At 70.4% G+C, this 21,901-nt stretch carries 17 protein-coding genes and 1 pseudogene; 11 read left to right on the top strand and 7 right to left on the bottom strand.

The genetic code is table 11. The annotated features are described in order from the left end of the window. Positions 1 to 12: 12 nt before the first annotated feature. The 6 genes from SSPS47_RS20290 to rarD all read left to right on the top strand — a co-directional run bounded on the left by SSPS47_RS20290 (position 13) and on the right by rarD (position 8,218). Positions 13 to 1,215 carry a sensor histidine kinase gene (locus tag SSPS47_RS20290; RefSeq protein ID WP_164252285.1) on the top strand — a complete coding sequence of 401 codons (1,203 nt, stop codon included), beginning with the start codon at positions 13 to 15 and terminating at the stop codon, positions 1,213 to 1,215. Between the two features lie 160 nt (positions 1,216 to 1,375). Beyond that, the gene (locus SSPS47_RS20285) at positions 1,376 to 2,692 is read left to right on the top strand and encodes a sensor histidine kinase (protein WP_164254762.1); all 1,317 of its coding nucleotides are present in this window, start codon (positions 1,376 to 1,378) and stop codon (positions 2,690 to 2,692) included. 292 nt (positions 2,693 to 2,984) lie between these two features. Then, positions 2,985 to 3,656: a response regulator transcription factor gene (locus SSPS47_RS20280; protein WP_164252284.1), complete on the top strand. Its 672-nt coding sequence runs from the start codon at positions 2,985 to 2,987 to the stop codon at positions 3,654 to 3,656. Positions 3,657 to 3,951: 295 nt separating this feature from the next. After that, entirely contained in the window at positions 3,952 to 5,934 is a 1,983-nt protein-coding gene (locus SSPS47_RS20275) for a 2-oxoacid:acceptor oxidoreductase subunit alpha (RefSeq protein ID WP_147874394.1), read from the top strand. After that, positions 5,927 to 6,985 carry a 2-oxoacid:ferredoxin oxidoreductase subunit beta gene (locus SSPS47_RS20270; protein WP_147874395.1) on the top strand — a complete coding sequence of 353 codons (1,059 nt, stop codon included), beginning with the start codon at positions 5,927 to 5,929 and terminating at the stop codon, positions 6,983 to 6,985. Before SSPS47_RS20275 ends, SSPS47_RS20270 begins: the two co-directional genes overlap by 8 nt. Positions 6,986 to 7,168: 183 nt before the next feature. Next, complete coding sequence (rarD, locus tag SSPS47_RS20265; protein ID WP_164252283.1) at positions 7,169 to 8,218, top strand: EamA family transporter RarD; 1,050 nt, start codon at positions 7,169 to 7,171, stop codon at positions 8,216 to 8,218. Here the strand turns inward: rarD and SSPS47_RS20260 are convergent. Beyond that, positions 8,131 to 9,612: an MFS transporter gene (locus tag SSPS47_RS20260; RefSeq protein ID WP_239065302.1), complete on the bottom strand. Its 1,482-nt coding sequence runs from the start codon at positions 9,610 to 9,612 to the stop codon at positions 8,131 to 8,133. The genes rarD and SSPS47_RS20260 overlap by 88 nt on opposite strands. Before the next feature lie 292 nt (positions 9,613 to 9,904). Between SSPS47_RS20260 and SSPS47_RS20255 the strand changes: the two genes are divergently transcribed. The 3 genes and pseudogenes from SSPS47_RS20255 to SSPS47_RS20245 form a co-directional block, all read left to right on the top strand. Next, positions 9,905 to 10,426, top strand: a complete 522-nt coding sequence (locus tag SSPS47_RS20255; protein ID WP_164252282.1) for a helix-turn-helix domain-containing protein — start codon at positions 9,905 to 9,907, stop codon at positions 10,424 to 10,426. 60 nt (positions 10,427 to 10,486) lie between these two features. Then, entirely contained in the window at positions 10,487 to 10,945 is a 459-nt protein-coding gene (locus SSPS47_RS20250; RefSeq protein ID WP_147874399.1) for a VOC family protein, read from the top strand. Between the two features lie 154 nt (positions 10,946 to 11,099). Further along, positions 11,100 to 12,065, top strand: a pseudogene (locus SSPS47_RS20245) (M28 family metallopeptidase); the annotation flags it as partial. A gap of 39 nt (positions 12,066 to 12,104) precedes the next feature. Here SSPS47_RS20245 and SSPS47_RS20240 read toward each other — a convergent pair. The 4 genes from SSPS47_RS20240 to SSPS47_RS20225 form a co-directional block, all read right to left on the bottom strand. Next, entirely contained in the window at positions 12,105 to 13,052 is a 948-nt protein-coding gene (locus SSPS47_RS20240) for an ABC transporter permease (protein WP_164252281.1), read from the bottom strand. Next, positions 13,039 to 13,989, bottom strand: a complete 951-nt coding sequence (locus SSPS47_RS20235; RefSeq protein WP_164252280.1) for an ABC transporter ATP-binding protein — start codon at positions 13,987 to 13,989, stop codon at positions 13,039 to 13,041. Before SSPS47_RS20235 ends, SSPS47_RS20240 begins: the two co-directional genes overlap by 14 nt. A 143-nt stretch (positions 13,990 to 14,132) precedes the next feature. Further along, complete coding sequence (locus SSPS47_RS20230) at positions 14,133 to 15,407, bottom strand: DUF2092 domain-containing protein (RefSeq protein WP_164252279.1); 1,275 nt, start codon at positions 15,405 to 15,407, stop codon at positions 14,133 to 14,135. Positions 15,408 to 15,678: 271 nt separating this feature from the next. Next, positions 15,679 to 16,689: a polyprenyl synthetase family protein gene (locus SSPS47_RS20225; RefSeq protein WP_164252278.1), complete on the bottom strand. Its 1,011-nt coding sequence runs from the start codon at positions 16,687 to 16,689 to the stop codon at positions 15,679 to 15,681. 318 nt (positions 16,690 to 17,007) lie between these two features. On the opposite strand from SSPS47_RS20225, the gene fahA reads away from it, so the two are divergent. Together fahA and SSPS47_RS20215 are read left to right on the top strand one after the other, a co-directional pair. Next, positions 17,008 to 18,231, top strand: coding sequence for a fumarylacetoacetase (gene fahA / locus SSPS47_RS20220; RefSeq protein WP_164252277.1), 1,224 nt, complete (start codon positions 17,008 to 17,010; stop codon positions 18,229 to 18,231). Further along, positions 18,228 to 18,590, top strand: a complete 363-nt coding sequence (locus SSPS47_RS20215; protein WP_164252276.1) for a hypothetical protein — start codon at positions 18,228 to 18,230, stop codon at positions 18,588 to 18,590. Before fahA ends, SSPS47_RS20215 begins: the two co-directional genes overlap by 4 nt. Positions 18,591 to 18,659: 69 nt before the next feature. Here SSPS47_RS20215 and nuoN read toward each other — a convergent pair whose 3' ends face one another. Together nuoN and SSPS47_RS20205 are read right to left on the bottom strand one after the other, a co-directional pair. After that, positions 18,660 to 20,312 carry an NADH-quinone oxidoreductase subunit NuoN gene (gene nuoN / locus SSPS47_RS20210; RefSeq protein ID WP_164252275.1) on the bottom strand — a complete coding sequence of 551 codons (1,653 nt, stop codon included), beginning with the start codon at positions 20,310 to 20,312 and terminating at the stop codon, positions 18,660 to 18,662. After that, complete coding sequence (locus SSPS47_RS20205; RefSeq protein WP_164252274.1) at positions 20,309 to 21,901, bottom strand: NADH-quinone oxidoreductase subunit M; 1,593 nt, start codon at positions 21,899 to 21,901, stop codon at positions 20,309 to 20,311. The genes nuoN and SSPS47_RS20205 overlap by 4 nt, the downstream gene beginning before the upstream one ends.

Here is a 21,901-nt window from a genome sequence, read left to right as displayed (position 1 = left end):
GGCTTGGACCTTATGACCGCCCGCAACAGCTCCACCGACGACGACCGGCCGCCGCCCGCCCGTCTCGCCCTCGACCGGCACACCTGGAAGGAGATCGCCCATCTCCTCGCCAATCTCCCGGTGTCGATCGCCGGTTTCGTCTATGTCGTGTTCGTCGTGCCCACCGGCGTCGTCCTGTCCGTCACCGTGATCGGTCTGCCCTGGCTGGCCGGCGGCCTGGCCGGTGCCCGGCTGCTCGGCAGGGCCGAACGGGCGCGGGCGCGCGCCCTGCTGGGGGTCGGGATCGACGAGCCGAGCCCGCTGCGCGGCCGGAGCCGCGACGAACGGCGCGCACGCGGCACCGACGGGTTCTTCTCCTGGCTGTGGACGAGCCTCAAGGACCCGGTGGGCTGGCGCACCACGTTGTACGAGTTCATCCGGCTGCCCTGGGGGATCCTGACCTTCACGATCACCACGGTGAGCTTCTTCCTCCTCTGGCCGGTGCTGCCGCACATCGTGCGCGGGCTCACGAACGCCGACCGGGCCATGGTGCGCGGGCTGCTCTCGCCGTCCGACGAGCTGGAGAGCAGGATCGCGGAGCTGGAGTCGGACCGGGGCGTCGTGGTGGACACGGCCGCCGCCGATCTGCGCCGGATCGAGCGCGACCTGCACGACGGGGCGCAGGCCCGGCTGGTCGCCCTCGCCATGGGGCTCGGTCTCGCCAAGGAGAAGCTGCTGGCGGACCCGGAGGCGGCGGCGAGCATGGTGGACGAGGCGCACGGCGAGGTGAAGCTGGCCCTCCAGGAGCTGCGCGACCTGGCGCGCGGCATCCATCCCGCGGTCCTCACCGACCGCGGCCTGGACGCGGCGCTCTCCTCCGTCGCCTCCCGCTGCACCGTCCCGGTGAAGGTCGATGTCGAGCTGGACGAGCGGCCGGCCGCGGCCATCGAGGGCATCGCCTACTTCACCGTCTCGGAGCTCCTGCAGAACGTCAGCAAGCACAGCGGTGCGCGGATGGCCGGTGTCGAGGTGTGGCGGGCAAAAGACAGGCTGCTGATCCAGGTCCAGGACGACGGGCGCGGGGGTGCGCGGATGGCCGGCGGGACCGGCATGTCGGGGCTGGCCGAGCGCCTGGGCGCGGTCGACGGGCTCTTCGTGCTCGACTCGCCGGTCGGCGGTCCGACGGTCGTCACGGCCGAACTGCCGTGGCGGAAGCGGGAGCGCGAGGCGTCCTGACGCCCAACCCCCGTACGCGAGGCGTGAAACCGCACCAAGGGGGTGGGGAAAACCCCAGGGTGAAGACGGATACACCCCTCATGGTGCGGGCGCGGCCGGCGGATGAGCATTGAGGTACGACATGAAGCACGACCGCCCCGCTCGCAGAACGGACGACTCGATGGCCACGGATTACGGCATGCGGACACAGCCACAGCGCCACACCCTTCCTCCGGCACTGCGCGCTCCGTTCACGGGCCGCACCTGGAAGGAGTTCGTCTATCTCCTTCTCAACCTCCCGATGGGCATCCTCTTCTTCGTCTACACGATCACGACGATCTCGGTCAGTGCGGGGCTCCTCGTGACCTTCCTCGGCATTCCGCTGCTGGCCGCCGCGCTCATCGGCTGCCGGACTCTGGGCGCCGTCGAGCGGACCAGGGCGCGGGCCCTGCTGGGTCTGGACGTGGCGAGCCCGCTGCCCGTGCGCGGGGAGAAGTCCGGTCTGATGTCGTGGGTCGGCGCGGTTCTCAAGAGCGGGGTGTCCTGGCGGCATCTGCTCTACGGGATCCTGCACTTCCCGTGGGCGCTGTTCTCCTTCGTGGTGTCCGTGACCTTCACGGTCACCGGCTGGAGCCTGTTCCTCTATCCGCTGTGGCAGTGGGTCTTCCCCGAGCACACGAATCAGGACGGCATCGCGCTCTTCAGTGACGGCACGAACGACTTCTATCTGGACACCCCGTTCGAGATAGCCGCGACCAGCGTGGTCGGTCTCGTCCTCGTCCTCGCCTCGCCGTGGCTGATCCGCGGGATGACCGGTGTGGACCGGCTGATGGTCGCCGGGCTGCTCGGCCCGTCCAAGCTGGCGACCCGTGTCTCCGAGCTGGAATCGGACCGGGGCGTCGTGGTGGACACGGCCGCCGCCGATCTGCGCCGGATCGAGCGTGACCTGCACGACGGGGCGCAGGCCCGGCTGGTCGCCCTCGCCATGGACCTGGGGCTGGCGAAGGAGAAGCTGCTGGCGGACCCGGAGGCGGCGGCGCGGATGGTCGACGAGGCGCACGGGGAGGTCAAGGTCGCGCTCCAGGAGCTGCGCGACCTGGCGCGCGGCATCCATCCCGCGGTCCTCACCGACCGCGGCCTGGACGCGGCGCTCTCCTCCGTCGCCTCCCGCTGCACCGTCCCGGTCCAGGTCGAGGTCGACCTGGGGTCCCGCCCGGCGGCGGCCATCGAGGGCATCGCCTACTTCACCGTCTCGGAGCTCCTGCAGAACGTGAGCAAGCACGCCAGGGCGAGCCGCGCCTCGGTGGACGTGTGGCGGATGGAGGACCGGCTGATGCTCCAGGTCTCGGACGACGGCCGGGGCGGTGCGAACACCTCGTCGGGCAGTGGTCTGGCGGGTCTCGCGGAGCGGCTCGACGCGGTGGACGGGATCCTGGTGGTCGACTCACCGGCCGCCGGGCCCACGACGGTGACGGCGGAGCTGCCCTGGCGGAAGTGACGCCCCGGCTTCTCGCTCTCCGGTCGGGCAGAGTGGGACGGGCGGCACAGAAGCGGCACAGAAGCGGCACGAGCGACACTGCGGAGAAGCGACACGGCTGCGAACAGGGAACCGACAACAGACGTATTCGCGGCTGCGGCGCGCCGGACACCGTCCGGTGCGCCGCAGTCGTGTCTTCCAGTTCGATCAGTTCCGGGGCAGTGCGCCCCGCGCCGATACGAATACTGGGATGCTGGGGCCGCAGCGCGGGCGCGGAGCGCGTACGCACATTCGACATGGGGGCGACACGGTCGTGGAGGACAGGGTACGAGTGGTCATCGCCGAGGATTCGGTGCTCCTCCGGGAGGGCCTGACCCGGCTGCTGACCGATCTCGGTCATGACGTGGTCGCCGGTGTCGGGGACGGCGAGGCGCTGATCAAGACCGTCGGCGACCTGGCCCGCGAGGGCGTGGCGCCGGACGTGGTGGTGGCGGACGTACGGATGCCGCCGACCCACACCGACGAAGGTGTCCGGGCGGCGGTCCAGCTGCGGAAGGACCATCCGGGGATCGGTGTGCTCGTGCTGTCCCAGTACGTGGAGGAGCAGTACGCGACCGAACTGCTCGCGGGCAGCAGCCGGGGCGTCGGCTATCTGCTCAAGGACCGGGTGGCCGAGGTCCGGGAGTTCGTGGACGCGGTCGTACGGGTGGCCAGGGGCGGCACGGCGCTGGACCCCGAGGTGGTCGCGCAGCTGCTCGGCCGGAGCCGTAAGCAGGACGTGCTGGTCGGTCTGACCCCCCGGGAGCGCGAGGTCCTGGGGCTGATGGCGGAGGGCCGGACGAACTCGGCGATCGCCAGACAGCTGGTCGTGAGCGACGGCGCGGTGGAGAAGCACGTCAGCAACATCTTCCAGAAGCTGGGCCTCTCGCCGAGTGACGGAGATCACCGCAGAGTGCTGGCCGTGCTGACGTATCTCAACTCCTGACGGAGCCGGCCGGTGGGCCGGCACCACGGCCATGGCGCCCGGCGCTGCGGTCATGTATTGGACAGGGAATGGGTCCTAGTCCAAAAGACTGAGTTCGAATCGGCACAGATCAGGATGAACACAGAGCGCCCGGGGGCGGATAAAACATGGCAAATTGCCACAGCGAAGCGTCTCAGTACGACGTCCAGCATGCGAGCGATCCAAGGAAGGCGACCCTTACCGACGTAGGGTGGCCTCCGGGTGTTCCGGTCGCGCCGGTCAGCCACAGCAGCCGCCTCGAAGGAGGTCCAGTTCAGTGACCAGCCAGGTCAGTAGCCCAGCCGAGCAGGCCGACGGGGCTGACGACGCGAGCGAATCCGTCGTCGGCGAACAGCGCATCGTGTCCGACGCGTCAGGCGTGCCGGGCGCGCCCGGTGTGCCCGGCGAGAAGGAAGTCCGGCGTCTGGACCGGGTGATCATCCGTTTCGCGGGTGACTCCGGTGACGGTATGCAGCTGACGGGTGACCGGTTCACTTCGGAGACCGCGTCGTTCGGCAACGACCTGTCGACACTGCCGAACTTCCCCGCCGAGATCCGCGCGCCCGCAGGCACCCTGCCCGGCGTGTCCTCGTTCCAGCTGCACTTCGCCGACCACGACATCCTCACCCCCGGCGACGCGCCGAACGTGCTGGTCGCGATGAACCCGGCCGCGCTCAAGGCGAACATCGGCGACGTGCCGCGCGGCGCCGACATCATCGTCAACACGGACGAGTTCACCAAGCGCCCCATGGCGAAGGTCGGCTATCTGACCTCGCCGCTGGAGGACGGGTCGCTGGAGGCGTACCAGCTCCACCCCGTCCCGCTGACGACGCTGACGATCGAGGCGCTGAAGGAGTTCGGGCTCTCCCGCAAGGAGGCCGAGCGTTCGAAGAACATGTTCGCGCTGGGTCTGCTGTCGTGGATGTACCACCGTCCCACCGAGGGCACGGAGAACTTCCTGCGGACGAAGTTCGCGAAGAAGCCGAACATCGCCGAGGCCAACGTGGCCGCGTTCCGCGCGGGCTGGAACTTCGGCGAGACGACCGAGGACTTCGCGGTCAGCTACGAGGTCGCCCCCGCCACCACGGCGTTCCCGACCGGCACCTACCGCAACATCTCCGGGAACCTGGCCCTGTCGTACGGACTGATCACCGCCGCCCATCAGGCGGATCTGCCGCTCTACCTCGGTTCGTACCCGATCACCCCGGCGTCCGACATCCTCCACGAGCTGTCCCGCCACAAGAACTTCGGCGTCCGCACCTTCCAGGCGGAGGACGAGATCGCCGCCATCGGCGCGGCGCTCGGCGCGTCCTTCGGCGGCTCCCTCGCCGTGACGACGACCTCCGGGCCCGGTGTGGCCCTGAAGTCGGAGACGATCGGTCTGGCGGTGTCGCTGGAGCTGCCCCTGCTGGTGGTGGCGATCCAGCGCGGCGGACCCTCGACCGGTCTGCCGACCAAGACCGAACAGGCCGACCTGCTCCAGGCGATGTACGGCCGCAACGGCGAGGCGCCGGTGCCGATCGTCGCCCCGCGCACCCCGGCGGACTGCTTCGACGCGGCCATCGAGGCCGCCCGGATCGCGATCACGTACCGCACGCCGGTCTTCCTGCTCTCCGACGGCTACCTCGCCAACGGCTCCGAGCCCTGGCGGATCCCCGAGCCGCACGAACTGCCGGATCTGGGCGTGCAGTTCGCGTCCGGGCCCAACCACCAGCTGGCCGACGGCACGGACGTCTTCTGGCCGTACAAGCGTGACCCGCACACCCTGGCCCGCCCGTGGGCCGTGCCCGGCACGCCCGGTCTCGAACACCGCATCGGCGGCATCGAGAAGCAGGACGGCACGGGCAACATCTCCTACGACCCGGCCAACCACGACTTCATGGTCCGCACCCGCCAGGCCAAGATCGACGGCATCGAGGTGCCGGACCTCGTCGTGGACGACCCGGACGGCGCGCGCACGCTGGTGCTGGGCTGGGGCTCCACGTACGGCCCGATCACCGCGGCCGTCCGCCGGCTGCGCGCCAACGGCCATCCGATCGCACAGGCGCATCTGGGCAACATCAACCCCTTCCCGAGGAATCTGGGCGAGGTGCTGAAGCGTTTCGACAAGGTCGTGGTGCCGGAGATGAACCTGGGTCAGCTCGCCACGCTCCTGCGGGCGAAGTACCTCATCGACGCGCACTCCTACAACCAGGTCAACGGCATGCCGTTCAAGGCCGAACAGCTCGCCACGGCTCTCAAGGAGGCCATCGATGCCTGAGGTCAACGAGCTGCTTTCCCTCGTCCCCAAGGCCGAGGCCAAGCAGACCATGAAGGACTTCAAGTCCGACCAGGAGGTCCGCTGGTGCCCCGGCTGCGGTGACTACGCCGTGCTGGCCGCGGTCCAGGGCTTCATGCCGGACCTCGGGCTCGCCAAGGAGAACATCGTGTTCGTGTCCGGGATCGGCTGCTCCAGCCGTTTCCCGTACTACATGAACACCTACGGCATGCACTCCATCCACGGACGTGCGCCGGCCATCGCCACCGGGCTCGCCTCCTCGCGCCGTGATCTCTCCGTCTGGGTCGTCACCGGTGACGGCGACGCCCTGTCCATCGGCGGCAACCACCTCATCCACGCGCTGCGCCGCAACGTCAACCTCAAGATCCTGCTGTTCAACAACCGGATCTACGGGCTGACGAAGGGCCAGTACTCGCCCACCTCCGAGGTCGGCAAGATCACCAAGTCGACGCCGATGGGCTCGCTGGACGCGCCCTTCAACCCGGTGTCGCTCGCGATCGGCGCGGAGGCGTCCTTCGTGGCCCGGACCGTCGACTCCGACCGCAAGCACCTCACGAGCGTGCTGCGCCAGGCGGCCGACCACCCGGGCACGGCGCTCGTCGAGATCTACCAGAACTGCAACATCTTCAACGACGGTGCCTTCGAGGCGCTGAAGGACAAGGAGCGGGCCCAGGAGGCGGTCATCCGCCTGGAGCACGGCGAGCCGATCCGGTTCGGTGTGGACAACTCCAAGGGCGTCGTACGGGACCCGGCGACCGGCGACCTCGTCGTCGTCCAGGTGACGGCGGACAACGAGCACCAGATCCTGGTGCACGACGCGCACGCCGCCAGCCCCACCACGGCGTTCGCGCTCTCGCGTCTCGCCGACCCGGACACGCTCCACCAGACGCCGATCGGAGTCCTGCGCAGCGTCCAGCGGCCGGTCTACGACACGCTGATGAACGAGCAGCTCGACACGGCCGTCGAGCGTTACGGCAAGGGCGACCTGTCGCAGCTGCTCGCCGGCAACGACACCTGGACGGTCGTCGGCTGACCCGCCTGCCGTCACGTCCCGGGGCCCGGATCTCCTCCTCCACGAGATCCGGGCCCCGTCGTTTCGCGGACCCACCCTCGCGCGGGTGAAGCGGTGTCATGACCGTATGGCGATACGGACATGACAGCCCGGTCCGCCCGGCGCTACCTTCGTCGAACTGATGTGTGCGGTTCGGGAGGGCCAGTGAAGTCGGAGGGCGAGCAGCGGGCGGGGTTGCTGTACGGGATCGGTGCCTACGGCATGTGGGGTCTGGTCCCCCTCTTCTGGCCCCTGCTGAAGCCCGCCGGCGCGGTCGAGATCCTGGCCCACCGGATGGTCTGGTCGCTGGCGGTCGTCGCGATCGCGCTCCTCGTGGTGCGCCGCTGGGCGTGGATACGGGAGTTGCTGGCCGAACCGCGCAAGCTCGGCCTGCTCGTGGTCGCCGCCACCGTGATCAGCGTCAACTGGGGCCTGTACATCTGGTCGGTCAACACCGGCCATGTCGTGGAGGCGTCCCTCGGCTACTTCATCAACCCGCTCGTCACCATCGCCATGGGCGTGCTGCTCCTCAAGGAGCGGCTGCGGCCCGCGCAGTGGGCGGCGGTCGGCGTCGGCCTCGCCGCCGTACTGGTGCTGGCGATCGGATACGGGCAGCCGCCCTGGATCTCGCTCACGCTGGCGTTCTCGTTCGCGACGTACGGCCTGGTGAAGAAGAAGGTCAACATCGGCGGTCTGGAGTCGCTGGCCGCCGAGACCGTGATCCTGTTCGTGCCCGCGCTCGGCTATCTGGTCTGGCTCGGGGCCTCCGGGGACGCCACGTTCGGAGCGGAGGGGGCGGGGCACGCCGCGCTGCTGGCGGCCACCGGTGTGGTGACCGCCGTGCCGCTGGTGTGCTTCGGGGCGGCGGCGATACGCGTGCCGCTGTCGACGCTGGGGCTTTTGCAGTATCTGGCGCCCGTCTTCCAGTTCCTGCTCGGCGTCCTCTACTTCCACGAGGCGATGCCCGCCGAGCGGTGGGCCGGCTTCGCGCTGGTGTGGGCGGCGCTGACGATCCTGACGTGGGACGCGCTGCGGACGGCCCGGCGTACGAGGGCGACGGCGGAGGCGCTGCGGCGGGCGGAGGCGGAGGCGGTGTCGAAGGCCGGGGCCGAGGCCGCGATCCGCGCTCAGTCGCCGGACGTGGCCACCTCACCGGCCGCGGCGGAGGCCGGGGCCGTCGGACGGCGCGTCGAGTCGAGCGCGTCCGGAGACTGAGAGGCGCGCGGCTGCCCGCGCCCCAGTCCGGTCGCCGTGATCACCAGTCCCAGCACCACCATCACCACCGGCACCACCAGCGCCGCACGGAAGGCTCCCAGCGCCCCGTCCGCGCCCGTCGCCGACGCCAGGCCGTACACCGCCGTCACCGCCGAGATGCCGATCGCCGAGCCGAACTGCGTCGCGGTGTACAGCAGCCCGCTCGCCAGCCCCTGTTCCCGCGGCGCGACACCGTCGGTGGCCGCGATGGCCAGCGGCCCGTACGCCAGGGCGAAGGCGACACTGGTCAGGAGCAGCGTCGGGGTCATCATCCCGAACGACCAGTCGTCTGAGACCGGCAGGAACAGCCCGTACGCCGCGATCGCCGCCACGAATCCGCCCAGCACCACGCGCATATTGCCGAACCGGTTGACCAGGAGGGGCGTGAGGGTCGGCGCCAGGACGGCGTCGAGGCCCATCAGCATCAGGGCGAACGAGGTCTCCAGCGACGACCAGCCGCGCAGCTCCTGGAGATAGAGCGTCGCCATGAACTGGAAGCCGAAGAAGGAGCCGACGAACAGCAGCGCGCCCAGGTCCGCGCGGACCATCGAGGCCCTGCGGAAGATCGCGAGCCGCACCAGCGGGGCGGGCGACCGGCGTTCGACGGCGACGAAGACGTACACCAGCAGCAGTCCGGCGGCGAACGCGCCCGCCGTCAGCGGCCAGCCGGAGACGCCGTGCTCCAGCCGTACGACCCCGGCCGCGAGCAGCAGCATCGCCCCCGCCGCCGCGGCTCCCGGCAGGTCGAAGCCGTCGGCCGTCTTCTCGGGCCTCTCGGCCGTGGCGCCGGTACGCGGCAGCAGCCGGAGCGCGGCGACCAGGAGGGCGCCCGCGAGCAGCACGGGGGCGAAGAACACCCAGCGCCAGCCGAGTTGTGTCAGCAGACCGCCGATGACCATGCCGAGCGAGAAGCCTCCGGCGGCCGTACCGGCGAAGACGAGCAGGGCGCGGTTGCGCTGTGGCCCCTCCTCGTAGGAGGTGGTGATGATCGACATCGCCGCCGGGGTCATGAAGGCGGCCGACACTCCGGTGACGAAACGGGCGACGATCATCATCCAGCCCTCGGTCGCGAAGCCGCCGAGGCCGGAGAAGAGCATGAAGACCGTCAGCCAGATCAGGAACATCCGGCGCCGGCCGAGCAGATCCGCGGCGCGTCCGCCGAGCAGGGTGAATCCGGCGTAGCCGAGGATGTAGGCGCTCATCACCCAGGCCGCGGTGCCGGTCGACAGGTCCAGGTCGGCGCGGATCGAGGGGATGGCGACGGCGAGCATCGCGACGTCGATCCCTTCGAGGAAGATCGTCCCGCAGAGGACCAGCAGCAGGGCCCAGGGGGTGTCTGGCCGGTCGGGCCGGATCAGGGAGCGGGGTCTGGTGCCGTGGATCGCAAGGCGCAGGAGGGAGGCATGGCGGAGCCATGTCGACCGACGACAACGCGGCGAGGCGCGGCACCAGGGCACGCGAGCCCGGCAAGACCGGCCAGACACCCCCCAGGCTCTTGCGGACAGGGCTGGGACCGGTGCTGGGGCCGAGCCGGCGGATGGCATGGCTGTCTCCTCGGAGCACAGAGGGGCAGAAGGGGATCGGTTACTCGGGCGAGGGTCGGTTCCCTCTTGTAACCGTCCTGATCCTGCGGCACGATCGGATGCCATGGAAGAAGGCACTTCGAAGTCACCGAGGCACCCCGCGGGTACCGCCTCCGCGGCCACCGCGCTCGGAGCCGCCGCCGTGAGCGCCGCCGCCGTGTCCGCGACCTCCCGATGCGACTACGGGGACGCGGACCCCTTCCAGTGGGACACTCGTGAGGACTGCGAGGTACGGCAGATCCTCGACCGGATCGGCGACAAGTGGTCGCTGCTGGTCATCGCCCTGCTCGATGTGAGCACGATGCGCTTCACCGAACTGCGCCGGGAGATCGACGGCATCAGCCAGCGCATGCTGACGGTGACCCTGCGACAGCTCGAACGCGACGGCCTCGTGAAGCGCACGGTGCATCCGGTCGTGCCGCCGCGCGTGGAGTACCGGCTGACCCCGATGGGCCGGACGCTGCACACGACGATCAACGCGCTGGTGGTCTGGACGGAGGAGCACCAGAACCAGATCGCGGCGGCGCGCGAGGACTACGACAGGCGCGCCGCGGAGGCGGAGGCGGAGGCGGCGCGGGCGCTCTGACGTCCGCGGCTCCGGCGTGTTCGCGGCGCGCGGGGCGGTACGACCGTTACGACTGGCTCCATGACCTCGCGCACGCTCCACTGGAAACTCGTCTTCGACACGACCGACCCGCACAGCCAGGCCGACTTCTGGGCCGAGGCCCTGGGTTACGAGGTCGAGGACAACAGCCCGCTGATCGAGCGGCTGCTGGGGATCGGAGCCGTACCGATCGAGCAGACGGTCGATTCGCACGGCCGCCGGGCCTGGCTCGATCTGACCGCCGTCCGCCATCCGGACGACCCCTTCGACCCGGACACGGGCGAGGGCAGGGGCAGGCGCATCCTCTTCCAGCGCGTACCGGAGACGAAAGCCGGCAAGAACCGCGTCCACCTCGACGTACACGCCGCGGACGGCGGGCGGGCGGAGGAGGTGGCGCGGCTGGAGCGGCTGGGGGCGACGGCCCTGTACGAGGCGAACGAGCCCGGCGGCGTGTGGGTGACGATGACGGACCCGGAGGGCAACGAGTTCTGCGTGCAGTAGCCCGGGTCGCCCCACAGTGGTACAGGTATCCGGAGTGCGAACACCCGTGTCCGATTCCCGCTCTTGACGCTGGGTCGAGCGCGCGTTGACCATCAGCACGCATCGTGCGCACCACCTTCCGTCAGTCCCCGTACGGAATTCGGAGCCCCCACACATGAAGCTCTGCTCGCTCTCCGTTCCCGCACGTTCCGTCCTCGTCAGCGCGCTCGCGATCGGCGGGCTGCTCGCGTCCGTCGCTCCCGCCGCGACGGCGTCACCGGCCGCCACGAAGACCACGGCGGCGCCCGCCGCCGTCCTCGCGGCCCCCGACATACCGCTGGCCAACGTCAAGGCTCACCTCACCCAGTTCTCCTCGATAGCCGCCGCCAACGGCGGCAACCGCGCCCACGGCCGCCCCGGCTATCTGGCGTCCGTCAACTACGTCAAGGGGAAGCTGGACGCGGCCGGGTTCACCACCTCCGTACAGCAGTTCACCTCCGGAGGGCGCGTCGGCTACAACCTGATAGCCGACTGGCCCGGCGGCGACCCCAACCAGGTCGTGATGGCCGGTGCCCACCTCGACTCGGTGACATCGGGCGCCGGGATCAACGACAACGCGTCCGGCTCCGCCGCCGTACTGGAGACCGCGCTCGCGGTGTCCAGAGCCGGGCTCCAGCCGACGAAGCATCTGCGGTTCGGCTGGTGGGGCGCGGAGGAGCTGGGGCTGGTCGGCTCCCGCTACTACGCCAACAACCTGCCGTCCGCCGAGCGCGCGAAGCTCGACGGCTACCTCAACTTCGACATGATCGGCTCGCCGAACGCCGGCTACTTCGTCTACGACGACGACCCCGCCATCGAGCAGACCTTCAAGACCTACTTCGCCGGGCTCGGCGTCCCGACAGAGATCGAGACCGAGGGCGACGGCCGGTCGGACCACGCCTCATTCATGAGCATCGGCGTACCGGTCGGCGGGCTGTTCACCGGCGCCGGGCGTACGAAGACGAGCACCCAGGCCCAGAAGTGGGGCGGTACGGCGGGCCAGGCCTTCGACCGGTGCTACCACTCGTCCTGCGACACGACGGCGAACATCAACGACACGGCGCTGGACCGCAACAGCGACGCCGTCGCCTACGCGATCTGGGAGCTGGGGACCTGACGGCCGCTCCCCCGGCAGCCGACCTCAGGCACTGATGTCCTTCGCCGTGAAACGCGCCCAGGCCGCCGAGCCGAACACGGCCGCGTACACGCCCTGCAGACCGAGATTCCGCAGCACGTCGTCCAGGTGGAACGGTTCGCGGAGCAGATCGGCGAAGGACAGCCAGTAGTGCGGGAAGAGATACGGGTGGATCCCGTGCAACTGCGGGATCGTGTCCAGGATCTGCACCGTGATCACCAGCCCGACCGTCGTCGCCATGGCCGCGATCCCGCTGTTGGTGAGGGTGGAGACGAACAGACCGAGGGCCGCCAGCCCGATCAGTGAGGCGGCGACCACCAGCGCTATCAGCAGCGCCCTCAGCAGACCTTCGCCGAAGGAGATGCGCGTGCCCGAGATCGTGGTGACCTCGCCGAGCGGGAAGAGCAGCGCCCCCACGATCAGCGCGGAGAGCGCGACCGCCACGGTCGCGGCCAGGCAGAACACCAGCGTCGCCGCGTACTTGGCCAGCAGCAGCCGGGTCCGGCCCGCCGGCGCGACCAGCAGATAGCGCAGGGTGCCGGCGTTCGCCTCGCCCGCGACCGAGTCACCCGCGACGACGCCGACCGCCATCGGGAGGAAGACCGGCAGCGTCGCGGCGAGCGCGGCGAAGACGAGGAACAGCCCGTTGTTGGTGATCTGCGTGAGGAAGGCCGGGCCGCCCTGGCCCCCACCGCCGCCGACCGAACCGCCGTCGCTCGTCTCGATCTTGATGGCGATGCCGATCAGGACCGGTACGGCGGCCAGCACGCCCAGCAGCGCGAGGGTGCGCCAGCGGCGGAAGGTGATGGTCAGCTCGGAGCGCAGGAGTCCGAACGTCCAGAGGGGCGATACGGCGCGGGCGGCGACGCCGCCCGCACCTGTACCTGTACCTGTACCTGTACCGAGGCTCGTACCCGCCTCCGTGTCCGTACCCGCGTCCTCAACCCGCGACATCGAATCCCTCCCCGGTCAGCGCCACGAACGCGTCCTCCAGCGACGCCCGCTCGACCCCGAAGGCCCGTACGCGCACCCCCGCCCGTACCAGCCCCGCGTTCAGCTCCGCCGGCTCGGCCGGCTCTCCCCCGCCGGACACCGGCAGCTCCCCGCTCACCCTGTCCCCGGCCACGGTCACATCGGTGACCCCCAGCTCCTTCAGCACCCGCGCCGCGTCCGCCGGATCGGGCGTCGTGACCGCAAGCCGCCCCCGGGTGCCCGCCGCCAGCTCGGCGACCGTTCCCTGGGTCAGCAGCCGCCCGCGCGCCATCACGGCCGCGTGCGTGCACACCTGCTCGATCTCGTCCAGCAGGTGCGAGGAGAGGAAGACCGTCGTCCCGTCCCCCGCCAGCTCCCGCACCAGGGCCCTGATCTCCCGCATGCCCTGCGGGTCGAGCCCGTTCGTCGGCTCGTCGAGCACCAGGAGCCTGCGCGGCTGGAGCAGCGCGGCGGCGAGCGCGAGCCGCTGCTTCATGCCGAGCGAGTACGCCTTCGCCTTCTTGCCGCCCGCCGCCGTGAGCCCGACCCGTTCCAGGGCCCCGGCCACCCGGGCCCGCCGGGTCCGCGGATCGGCGGTGGGGTCGGCGGAGTCGTACCGCAGGAGATTGTCGCGGCCGTTCAAGTACCCGTACGGCGCGGGCCCTTCGATCAACGCGCCCACCTGCGGCAGTACGGCCCCGGTGGCGCGCGGCATGGCGCGGCCGAGGACCGACGCGGTGCCCGCGGTCGGTTCGATCAGACCCATCAGCATGCGGATGGTGGTGGTCTTGCCGGAGCCGTTGGGCCCGAGGAAGCCGAAGACGCTGCCGGCGGGCACGGTGAGGTCGAGCCGGTCGACCGCCAGTTGCCCGCCCCGGTAGCGCTTGCTGAGCCCGCGTGTCTCTATGACGACGGTCATCCCACGCCCATCCCTTCTCCCGGCCCCGTGCCCCCTGTGCCGACGGGTGACTGCTCACGGCGGACAGCGGTCCGCCCCGCCGTACGGAGCGTACGACGGGGCGGGCCACCCGTGTGCGGTACCGGGGCGCCGCACACCTCGCGCTACTTCGTCTCGTTGGCGACCTTCACCAGCGCGTCCTTGGTGACCGCGCCGACGTAGACCTTGCCGTCGTCCGTCATCAGGGCGTTCACCAGGCGCGTCTTGAAGACCGTGCCCGAACCGAACTTCCCCTCGACCTTGTCGCCCAGGGCGTCCATGAACTGCTGCGCCTGGGCCGGCATGTCCTTGGACACGGCGCCGGCCGGGCTCTTGCCGCCCGTGTCGAGCTGGACCACCGAGGTCCAGCCCTCACCGATGACGTTCGGCTCGGACCCGAGGTCCCCGGCGCCCTTGGGCACCTTGTGGGCCTCGTCCTTGCCGGCGGCCTTCGACTCGTCGGCCTCCGTCACCTTGGTGCCCTTGGGGGGCGAGAAGTCGAAGGTGGACGCGGCCGGCTTCGAGAAGTCGACCTTGGTGAAGCCGACGTCGATCGCCGCCTTGCCACCGCTGCTCGGCAGCAGGGTGAACTTCAGCGGCGTACCGGTCCTGGAGTCGACCGCGACCTTCACGGAGCCGACCGTCGAGCCGTCCTGCTTGGGCTTGATCACCAGCTGGTAGGCGTCACGGCCCGCGATCCGCGCCGTGCCGTCCACGGTGACCGAGGTGGTGTCACCCGCGGCCTTCAGCGCCTCCCGCGCGAAGTCCTGGGGCGTGGCGGGCAGGTCCTTCGGAACGGCCTGGTCCTTGCCGTCCTCGCCCTTCGCCGGGCCCTCGCCCGAACCCTTCGCGCCGGCGGGCGCCTCGGCGTGGTACGCCTCGTTGGAGGCGCTGTCGTACGCCCACACCTCGCCGCCGTTGTGGATCAGGCTGTACTCGGCGGCGCTGTCGAGAATCGACACCCGCTGCTTGCCGGGTCCGTCGGCGGCGACCCGCAGCGTGTGCTCGCCGGAGGCCAGCTCCATCAACCTGCCGGTCGGCTCGGCGGCCGAACCGCCCTCCTCGCCGCCCTCGGTGCCGCCCTTCGGCGCGAACGCTCCGGCGGCGGCACCGCCGAGGCCGCCGATGGCCGGGACGCCGAGGTCCGTCTTGACCTTGACCGTGCCGGACAGCCGCTGGGTGTCGGACGCCGCGATCTTCTCGATCAACTCCTGGGCGCTGATCTCCGGCAGGTCCGGATCGCCCGCCGCGGCGAGCGCGGGGACGAGGCCGATGGTCGCCGCGGCCACCGCGGCCACCGCGACCGGAACCACATAGCGCGCCGCTCTGCGACGGCCCGCCGGAAGGTCCCCGGCCTCGCCGTTCCCGCCGGTGATCTGTGCGCTGTCGTTCGGTGCCATGTGTGCCCTACCTCCGTGGTCGGCGGCTTCCGTCCTCTTCACTCGTCCACCCCTTGCCGCCATTCTCACTCGAATTGGTCCGGGGTGGTGCTCTCCATAAGACCAAATCAGCTAATAGGAAGCGTCAACCCGCGGGCGCAACCTCGCGTACTGCTTCGGGATGACAGGGGAAGCGGCCACCTCCCCCATCCAGTAGGGGACGGGGGAAGAACGAGCCGGGGGTACGGACCCGGTCGGGTGACGGAACCTCGGACGGGGTCAACAGGCGTACTCAGCCCGCCCGGTGGACCACCGCGTCGCAGAGCTCGACCAGTGCGGACTTCGCGTAGCACTCGGGCAGCGGGGCGAGCGCCGAACGCGCCTCCTCGGCGTACCGGACGGTGTCCCGCCGCGCCTGCTCCAGCGCCGGGTGGGCGCGCAGTCCGACCAGCGCCTCCGCGTGCCGGGCGTCGTCCGTCAGGTCGCCGTCCAGCAGTTCGACCAGCGCCACGTCCTCCGGACGGCCGTGCGCCTGCGCCTGCTCGCGCAGCAGCAGCACCGGCAGCGTGGGGATGCCCTCGCGCAGATCGGTGCCGGGGGTCTTGCCGGACTCGTGGGAGTCGCTGGCGATGTCCAGGACGTCGTCGGCGAGCTGGAAGGCGACGCCGAGCCGCTCACCGTACTGCGTGAGGATGTCGGTGACCGTCTCGTCGGCGCCGGACGTCAGCGCGCCGAAGCGGCCCGACACGGCGAACAGCGCACCGGTCTTGCCGGCGAGCACGTCGAGGTAGTGGCTGACGGGGTCGCGCCCGTCGCGCGGTCCGGCCGTCTCCAGGATCTGACCCGTGACCAGCCGCTCGAACGCCTCGGCCTGGATCCGTACGGCCTCCGGCCCGAGGTCCGCCAGGATGTGCGAGGCGCGCGCGAAGAGGAAGTCGCCGGTGAGGACCGCGACGGAGTTGCCCCAGCGGCTGTTGGCGCTGTCCACACCCCGGCGTACGTCCGCCTCGTCCATCACGTCGTCGTGGTAGAGCGTCGCCAGGTGGGTCAGTTCGACGACGACGGCCGCCGGCACGATCCCGGGGGCGTACGGGTCACCGAACTGGGCCGCCAGCATCACGACCAGCGGCCGGAACCGCTTGCCGCCGGCGCGCACCAGATGCTGCGCGGCTTCCGTGATGAAGGGGACCTCGCTCTTGGTGGCTTCGAGGAGACCCGCCTCCACGGCCGACAATCCGTTCAGGACATCGGCTTCAAGAGCCGGGTCCCGCACGCTCAACCCGAACGGCCCGACGACGGTCACGAGGGTTACTCCTGTCTGCTGACGATCACATGGATTGTCGATGTGTCGCTGCTGTCATTCAAGTCAGCGTATCCGGTCGGGTTTCGATCACCGTGGGCGCCTTCCCGGCTCCACCCGTATGTTCGTGATCAGTAAATACGACGGGGACTGACCCCTTTTGCCCGCTCTCCCCGCCCGTTCGGGCTACCGCCGGTACGGTCCCCCAACACCCCACCGCACTCAGGCCCTTTCGGTCATTGCGCGCTTTTCACCACTGCCGCCGCCGGGCAACACCGACGTAACGTGTCCTGCATCGATCCGGAAAGCGAGGCAGCACCGATGCCCGAGCAGAGCCCGCTCGAACTGGCCGAGGGCGATCCCTTCGGCCCGCACAACCTCCCGTACGGCGTCTTCACCACGGCGGACCAGCCCGAACGGCGCCGCGTCGGGGTCCGCGTCGGCGGCCATGTGCTCGACGCCGGAGCCGCCGCGCACGCGCTGGGCTCCCCGTACGCGGCGCTGCTGGACCGGCCCGGCCTCGACCCGCTGATGGCCGCCGGACGCACGGCCTGGCGCGATGTGCGCCGGGCGCTCACCGCCTGGGTCACGGTTCCCGCCCACCGGCCGGACATAGAGCCGCTGCTGCACCCGCTCGGTTCGGTCACGATGCACCTTCCGTACGAGGTCGCCGACTGGGTGGACTTCTACGCCAGCGAGCACCACGCCACCAACCTGGGCCGGATCTTCCGGCCCGGCGGCGAGGCGCTGACGCCGAACTGGAAGCATCTGCCGATCGGTTACCACGGCCGCGCGGGCACGGTCGTCGTCTCGGGGACGGACGTGGTGCGCCCGTCCGGGCAGCGCAAGGGGCCCGCGGACCCCGTTCCGGTCTTCGGCCCCTCGGTGAAGCTGGACATCGAGACGGAGGTCGGCTTCGTCGTCGGCGCCCCCTCGGCGATGGGCTCCCCGGTGGCGCTGTCGGCCTTCGACGACCACGTCTTCGGGCTCTGTCTGCTCAACGACTGGTCGGCGCGCGACATCCAGGGCTGGGAGAACGTGCCGCTTGGCCCGTTCCTCGGCAAGTCCTTCGCCACGTCCGTGTCGGCCTGGGTGACGCCTCTGGAGGCCCTGGACGCGGCGCGGGTCTCTCCCCCGCCCCGTACTCACCCGCTGCTGCCGTACCTGGACGACGCGGACGAGGAGGTGCCCGGCGGCTTCGACCTGCGGATCACGGTCACGCTCAACGGCCAGGTGCTCTCCGAACCGCCCTTCGCGGGGATGTACTGGACGGCGGCGCAGCAGCTCGCCCATATGACGGTGAACGGCGCCTCGCTCCGTACGGGCGATCTGTACGGCTCCGGCACGGTCAGCGGCCCCGAGCGTGATCAGCGCGGCTCCCTGATCGAGCTGACCTGGAACGGCACGGAGCCCCTCGAACTCGACCAGGGCAAGCGGACGTTCCTGGAGGACGGCGACGAGGTCACGATGACCGCCTGGGCCCCGGGCCCGGACGGCACGCGTGTGGGCCTCGGCGAGGTGACGGGCCGGATCACCGCCGGGTGAGCGCCTCCCGGTGGCGTGCCAACCTCCCCGTACGGCCTCTGGTGCCGCTGTCCGTGCTGCTGCTGGTACTGCTGTCGGCCCTGGGCCTGAGAGCCTGTAGCGATGAGTCGGCGCCCGGCTACTCGGAGGGCTGTGTCTTCGGCCGGGACGAGGGCCCGGCCGGCCATCTGGGCGGCGCCGACGCGTCCGACGGCGGGGCCGCCGAGTCCGAGTGCGGGGAGCACGCGGAGACCGACGGCGTGGAGACGAACGCCGCCTGGATGGCGGGCTGCGTGGACGGCGCGCTGCGCCTCCCCGAAGCCCCGCCCCCCGGACCCCTGAAGCCGGTGAACCGAAGCCCGCGCACCGCAAGCCTGTGAACGTCGCGGGGCCCCACCGACACCGGTGGGGCCCCGCGGCGCGTACGCCTGACCGAAAGGTCCTACGGGCTACCGCACGAAGACGCCCGCCTGGCTCGCCAGATCCAGGAAGTACTGCGGCGCGACGCCCAGCACCACCGTGACGGCGACGCCCACCCCGATCGTGGTCATCGTCAGCGGCGAGGGCACGGCGACCGTGGGGCCGTCCGCCTTCGGCTCGCTGAAGAACATGAGCACGATGACCCGGATGTAGAAGAACGCGGCGATCGCGGATGAAATCACACCCACCACGACCAGCGCACCGGCGCCCCCGTCGGCCGCCGCCTTGAAGACGGCGAACTTCCCGGAGAATCCCGAGGTCAGCGGGATGCCGGCGAAGGCCAGCAGGAAGACCGCGAAGACCGCGGCCACCAGTGGCGAACGCCGTCCCAGCCCCGCCCACTTGGACAGGTGCGTGGCCTCGCCGCCCGCGTCGCGCACCAGCGTCACGACGGCGAACGCGCCGACCGTGACGAAGGAGTACGCCGCCAGATAGAAGAGGACGGAGGAGATGCCCTGGTCCGTCATGGCGATGACACCGGCCAGGATGAAGCCGGCGTGCGCGATCGACGAGTACGCCAGGAGGCGCTTGATGTCGGTCTGGGTGATGGCGACGATCGCACCGAACAGCATGGTGAGGATCGCGACGCCGAACATGACCGGCCGATAGTCCCAGCGCAGGCCGGGCAGCACCACGTAGAGCAGCCGCAGCAGCGCGCCGAACGCGGCCACCTTCGTCGCGGCGGCCATGAAACCGGTGATCGGTGTGGGCGCGCCCTGGTAGACGTCCGGGGTCCACATGTGGAACGGCACCGCGCCGACCTTGAAGAGCAGGCCCATCAGGATCATCGCGCCGCCGATGAGCAGCAGCGCGTCGTTGCCCATGGTCTCCGCGAGGACCGGGTCGACGGTGCCGACCGAGCCGTCAACGACGGCGGCGATGCGCGCGTACGACACCGAGCCCGCGTAGCCGTAGAGGAGGGCGACACCGAAGAGCAGGAACGCGGAGGAGAAGGCGCCGAGCAGGAAGTACTTCACCGCGGCCTCCTGCGACATCAGCCGCTTGCGGCGGGCCAGCGCGCACAGGAGGTAGAGCGGGAGGGAGAAGACCTCCAGCGCGATGAAGAGCGTCAGCAGGTCGTTGGCCGCAGGGAAGACCAGCATGCCGGCCACCGCGAACAGCGCGATCGGGAAGACCTCGGTGGTGGTGAACCCGGCCTTGACGGCCTCCTTCTCGCTCGCGCTGCCGGGCACCGAGGCGCCCTGGGCGGCGAACGAGTCGATCCGGTTGCCGTGGCTCGCCGGATCGAGCCTGCGCTCGGCGAAGGTGAACACGGCGACGACCGCCGTGAGCAGGATGACGCCCTGGAGGAACAGCGCGGGGCCGTCCACGGCGATCGCGCCCATGGCGGCGAGATGCGCCTTGGTGCTGCCGTATCCGCCCGCCGCGAGGGCGACCACCGCGGCGAACGCGGCGGCCAGGGCGACGACCGAGAGGAAGAGCTGGGCGTAGTACCGCCCCTTCCTCGGGACGAAGGCCTCAAGGAGGATGCCCACGACGGCGGCGCCCAGCACGATCAGCACGGGGGCCAGTTGTGCGTATTCGATCTTGGGGGCCTGGATCTTGTCGATCCCCTGGGCCGCCGTCGTTGTCCACAGGCTGTGGACAGCTGTCGCACTCACGGGGCTGCCTCCACCTCGGGCTTGGGGTCGGTCTTCTGTACGTCACTCATGGTGTGCTCCACCGCCGGATTCACGATGTCGGTCAGTGGCTTCGGGTAGACGCCCAGGAAGAGGAGGAGCGCGATCAGCGGGGTGACGACCGCCAGCTCCCGGAGTTTCAGGTCCGGCATGTGGCGGACCGACTCGTTCACCGGGCCCGTCATCGTGCGCTGGTAGAGGACCAGGACGTAGAGCGCGGCGAGCACGATGCCGACGGTCGCGATGATGCCGATCACCGGATACACGCTGAACGTGCCGACCAGGACCAGGAATTCACTCACGAACGGGGCGAGTCCCGGCAGCGAGAGCGTCGCGAGACCACCGATCAGGAACGTGCCGGCCAGTACCGGCGCGACCTTCTGCACCCCGCCGTAGTCCGAGATGAGCCGCGAACCGCGCCGCGAGATCAGGAAGCCCGCGACCAGCAGCAGCGCCGCCGTCGAGATGCCGTGGTTGATCATGTAGAGCGTCGCGCCCGACTGGCCCTGACTGGTCATCGCGAAGATGCCCATGATGATGAAGCCGAAGTGGGAGATCGAGGCGTACGCGATCAGACGCTTGATGTCGCGCTGGCCGACCGCGAGCAGCGCCCCGTACACGATGCTGATCAGCGCCAGCACCAGCACCACGGGGGTCGCCCACTTGGACGCCTCCGGGAAGAGCTGGAGGCAGAAGCGCAGCATCGCGAACGTGCCGACCTTGTCGACCACCGCGGTGATCAGGACGGCGACGGGCGCGGTGGCCTCGCCCATGGCGTTCGGCAGCCAGGTGTGCACCGGCCACAGCGGCGCCTTGACGGCGAAGGCGAAGAAGAAGCCCAGGAAGAGCCACCTCTCCATGCCCGTCGACATGTCCAGCGTGCCGTTGGCCCTGGCCTCGGCGATCTCCGTCAGCGAGAAGGTCCCCGCCGAGACGAACAGACCGATGACGGCGGCGAGCATGATCAGGCCGCCGGCCAGGTTGTAGAGGAGGAACTTCACGGCCGCGTACGACCGCTGGGTGGCTCCGGCCTCGTCGCCGCCCGCGTGGGCCCGGTCCCCGAAGCCGCCGATGAGGAAGTACACCGGGATGAGCATGGCTTCGAACAGGATGTAGAAGAGGAAGACGTCGGTGGCCTCGAAGGAGAGGATCACCATCGCCTCGACCATCAGGATCAGGGCGAAGAAGCCCTGCGTCGGCCGCCAGCGGGAGTTCTTGCCCCCGGCGGAGCCGCCGTCGGACACCGGCGGGTCCGCGTCGTGCCAGCCCGCGAGGATGACGAAGGGGATCAGCAGGGCGGTGAGCGCCAGGAGCGACACACCGATGCCGTCGACGCCCAGTTCGTACCTGACCCCGAAGTCGGCGATCCAGGCATGGGACTCGGTGAGCTGGTAGCGGTCGCCGCCGGGCTCGAAACGGACCAGCGCGATCACCGCCAGCACGAGCGTGGCGAGCGAGAAGGTCAGCGCGACCCACTTGGCCGCGGTGCGCCTTGCGGCCGGGACGGCCGCCGTGACGATCGCGCCGATCGCCGGGACGGCCGCCGTCGCCGTCAGAAGGGGGAACGACAT

The organism is Streptomyces sp. S4.7, assembly GCF_010384365.1.
Lineage (GTDB): Bacteria > Actinomycetota > Actinomycetes > Streptomycetales > Streptomycetaceae > Streptomyces.
The sequence above is the reverse complement of the archived record's forward strand: the minus strand, read 5'-3'. Positions and strand labels throughout refer to the sequence as shown.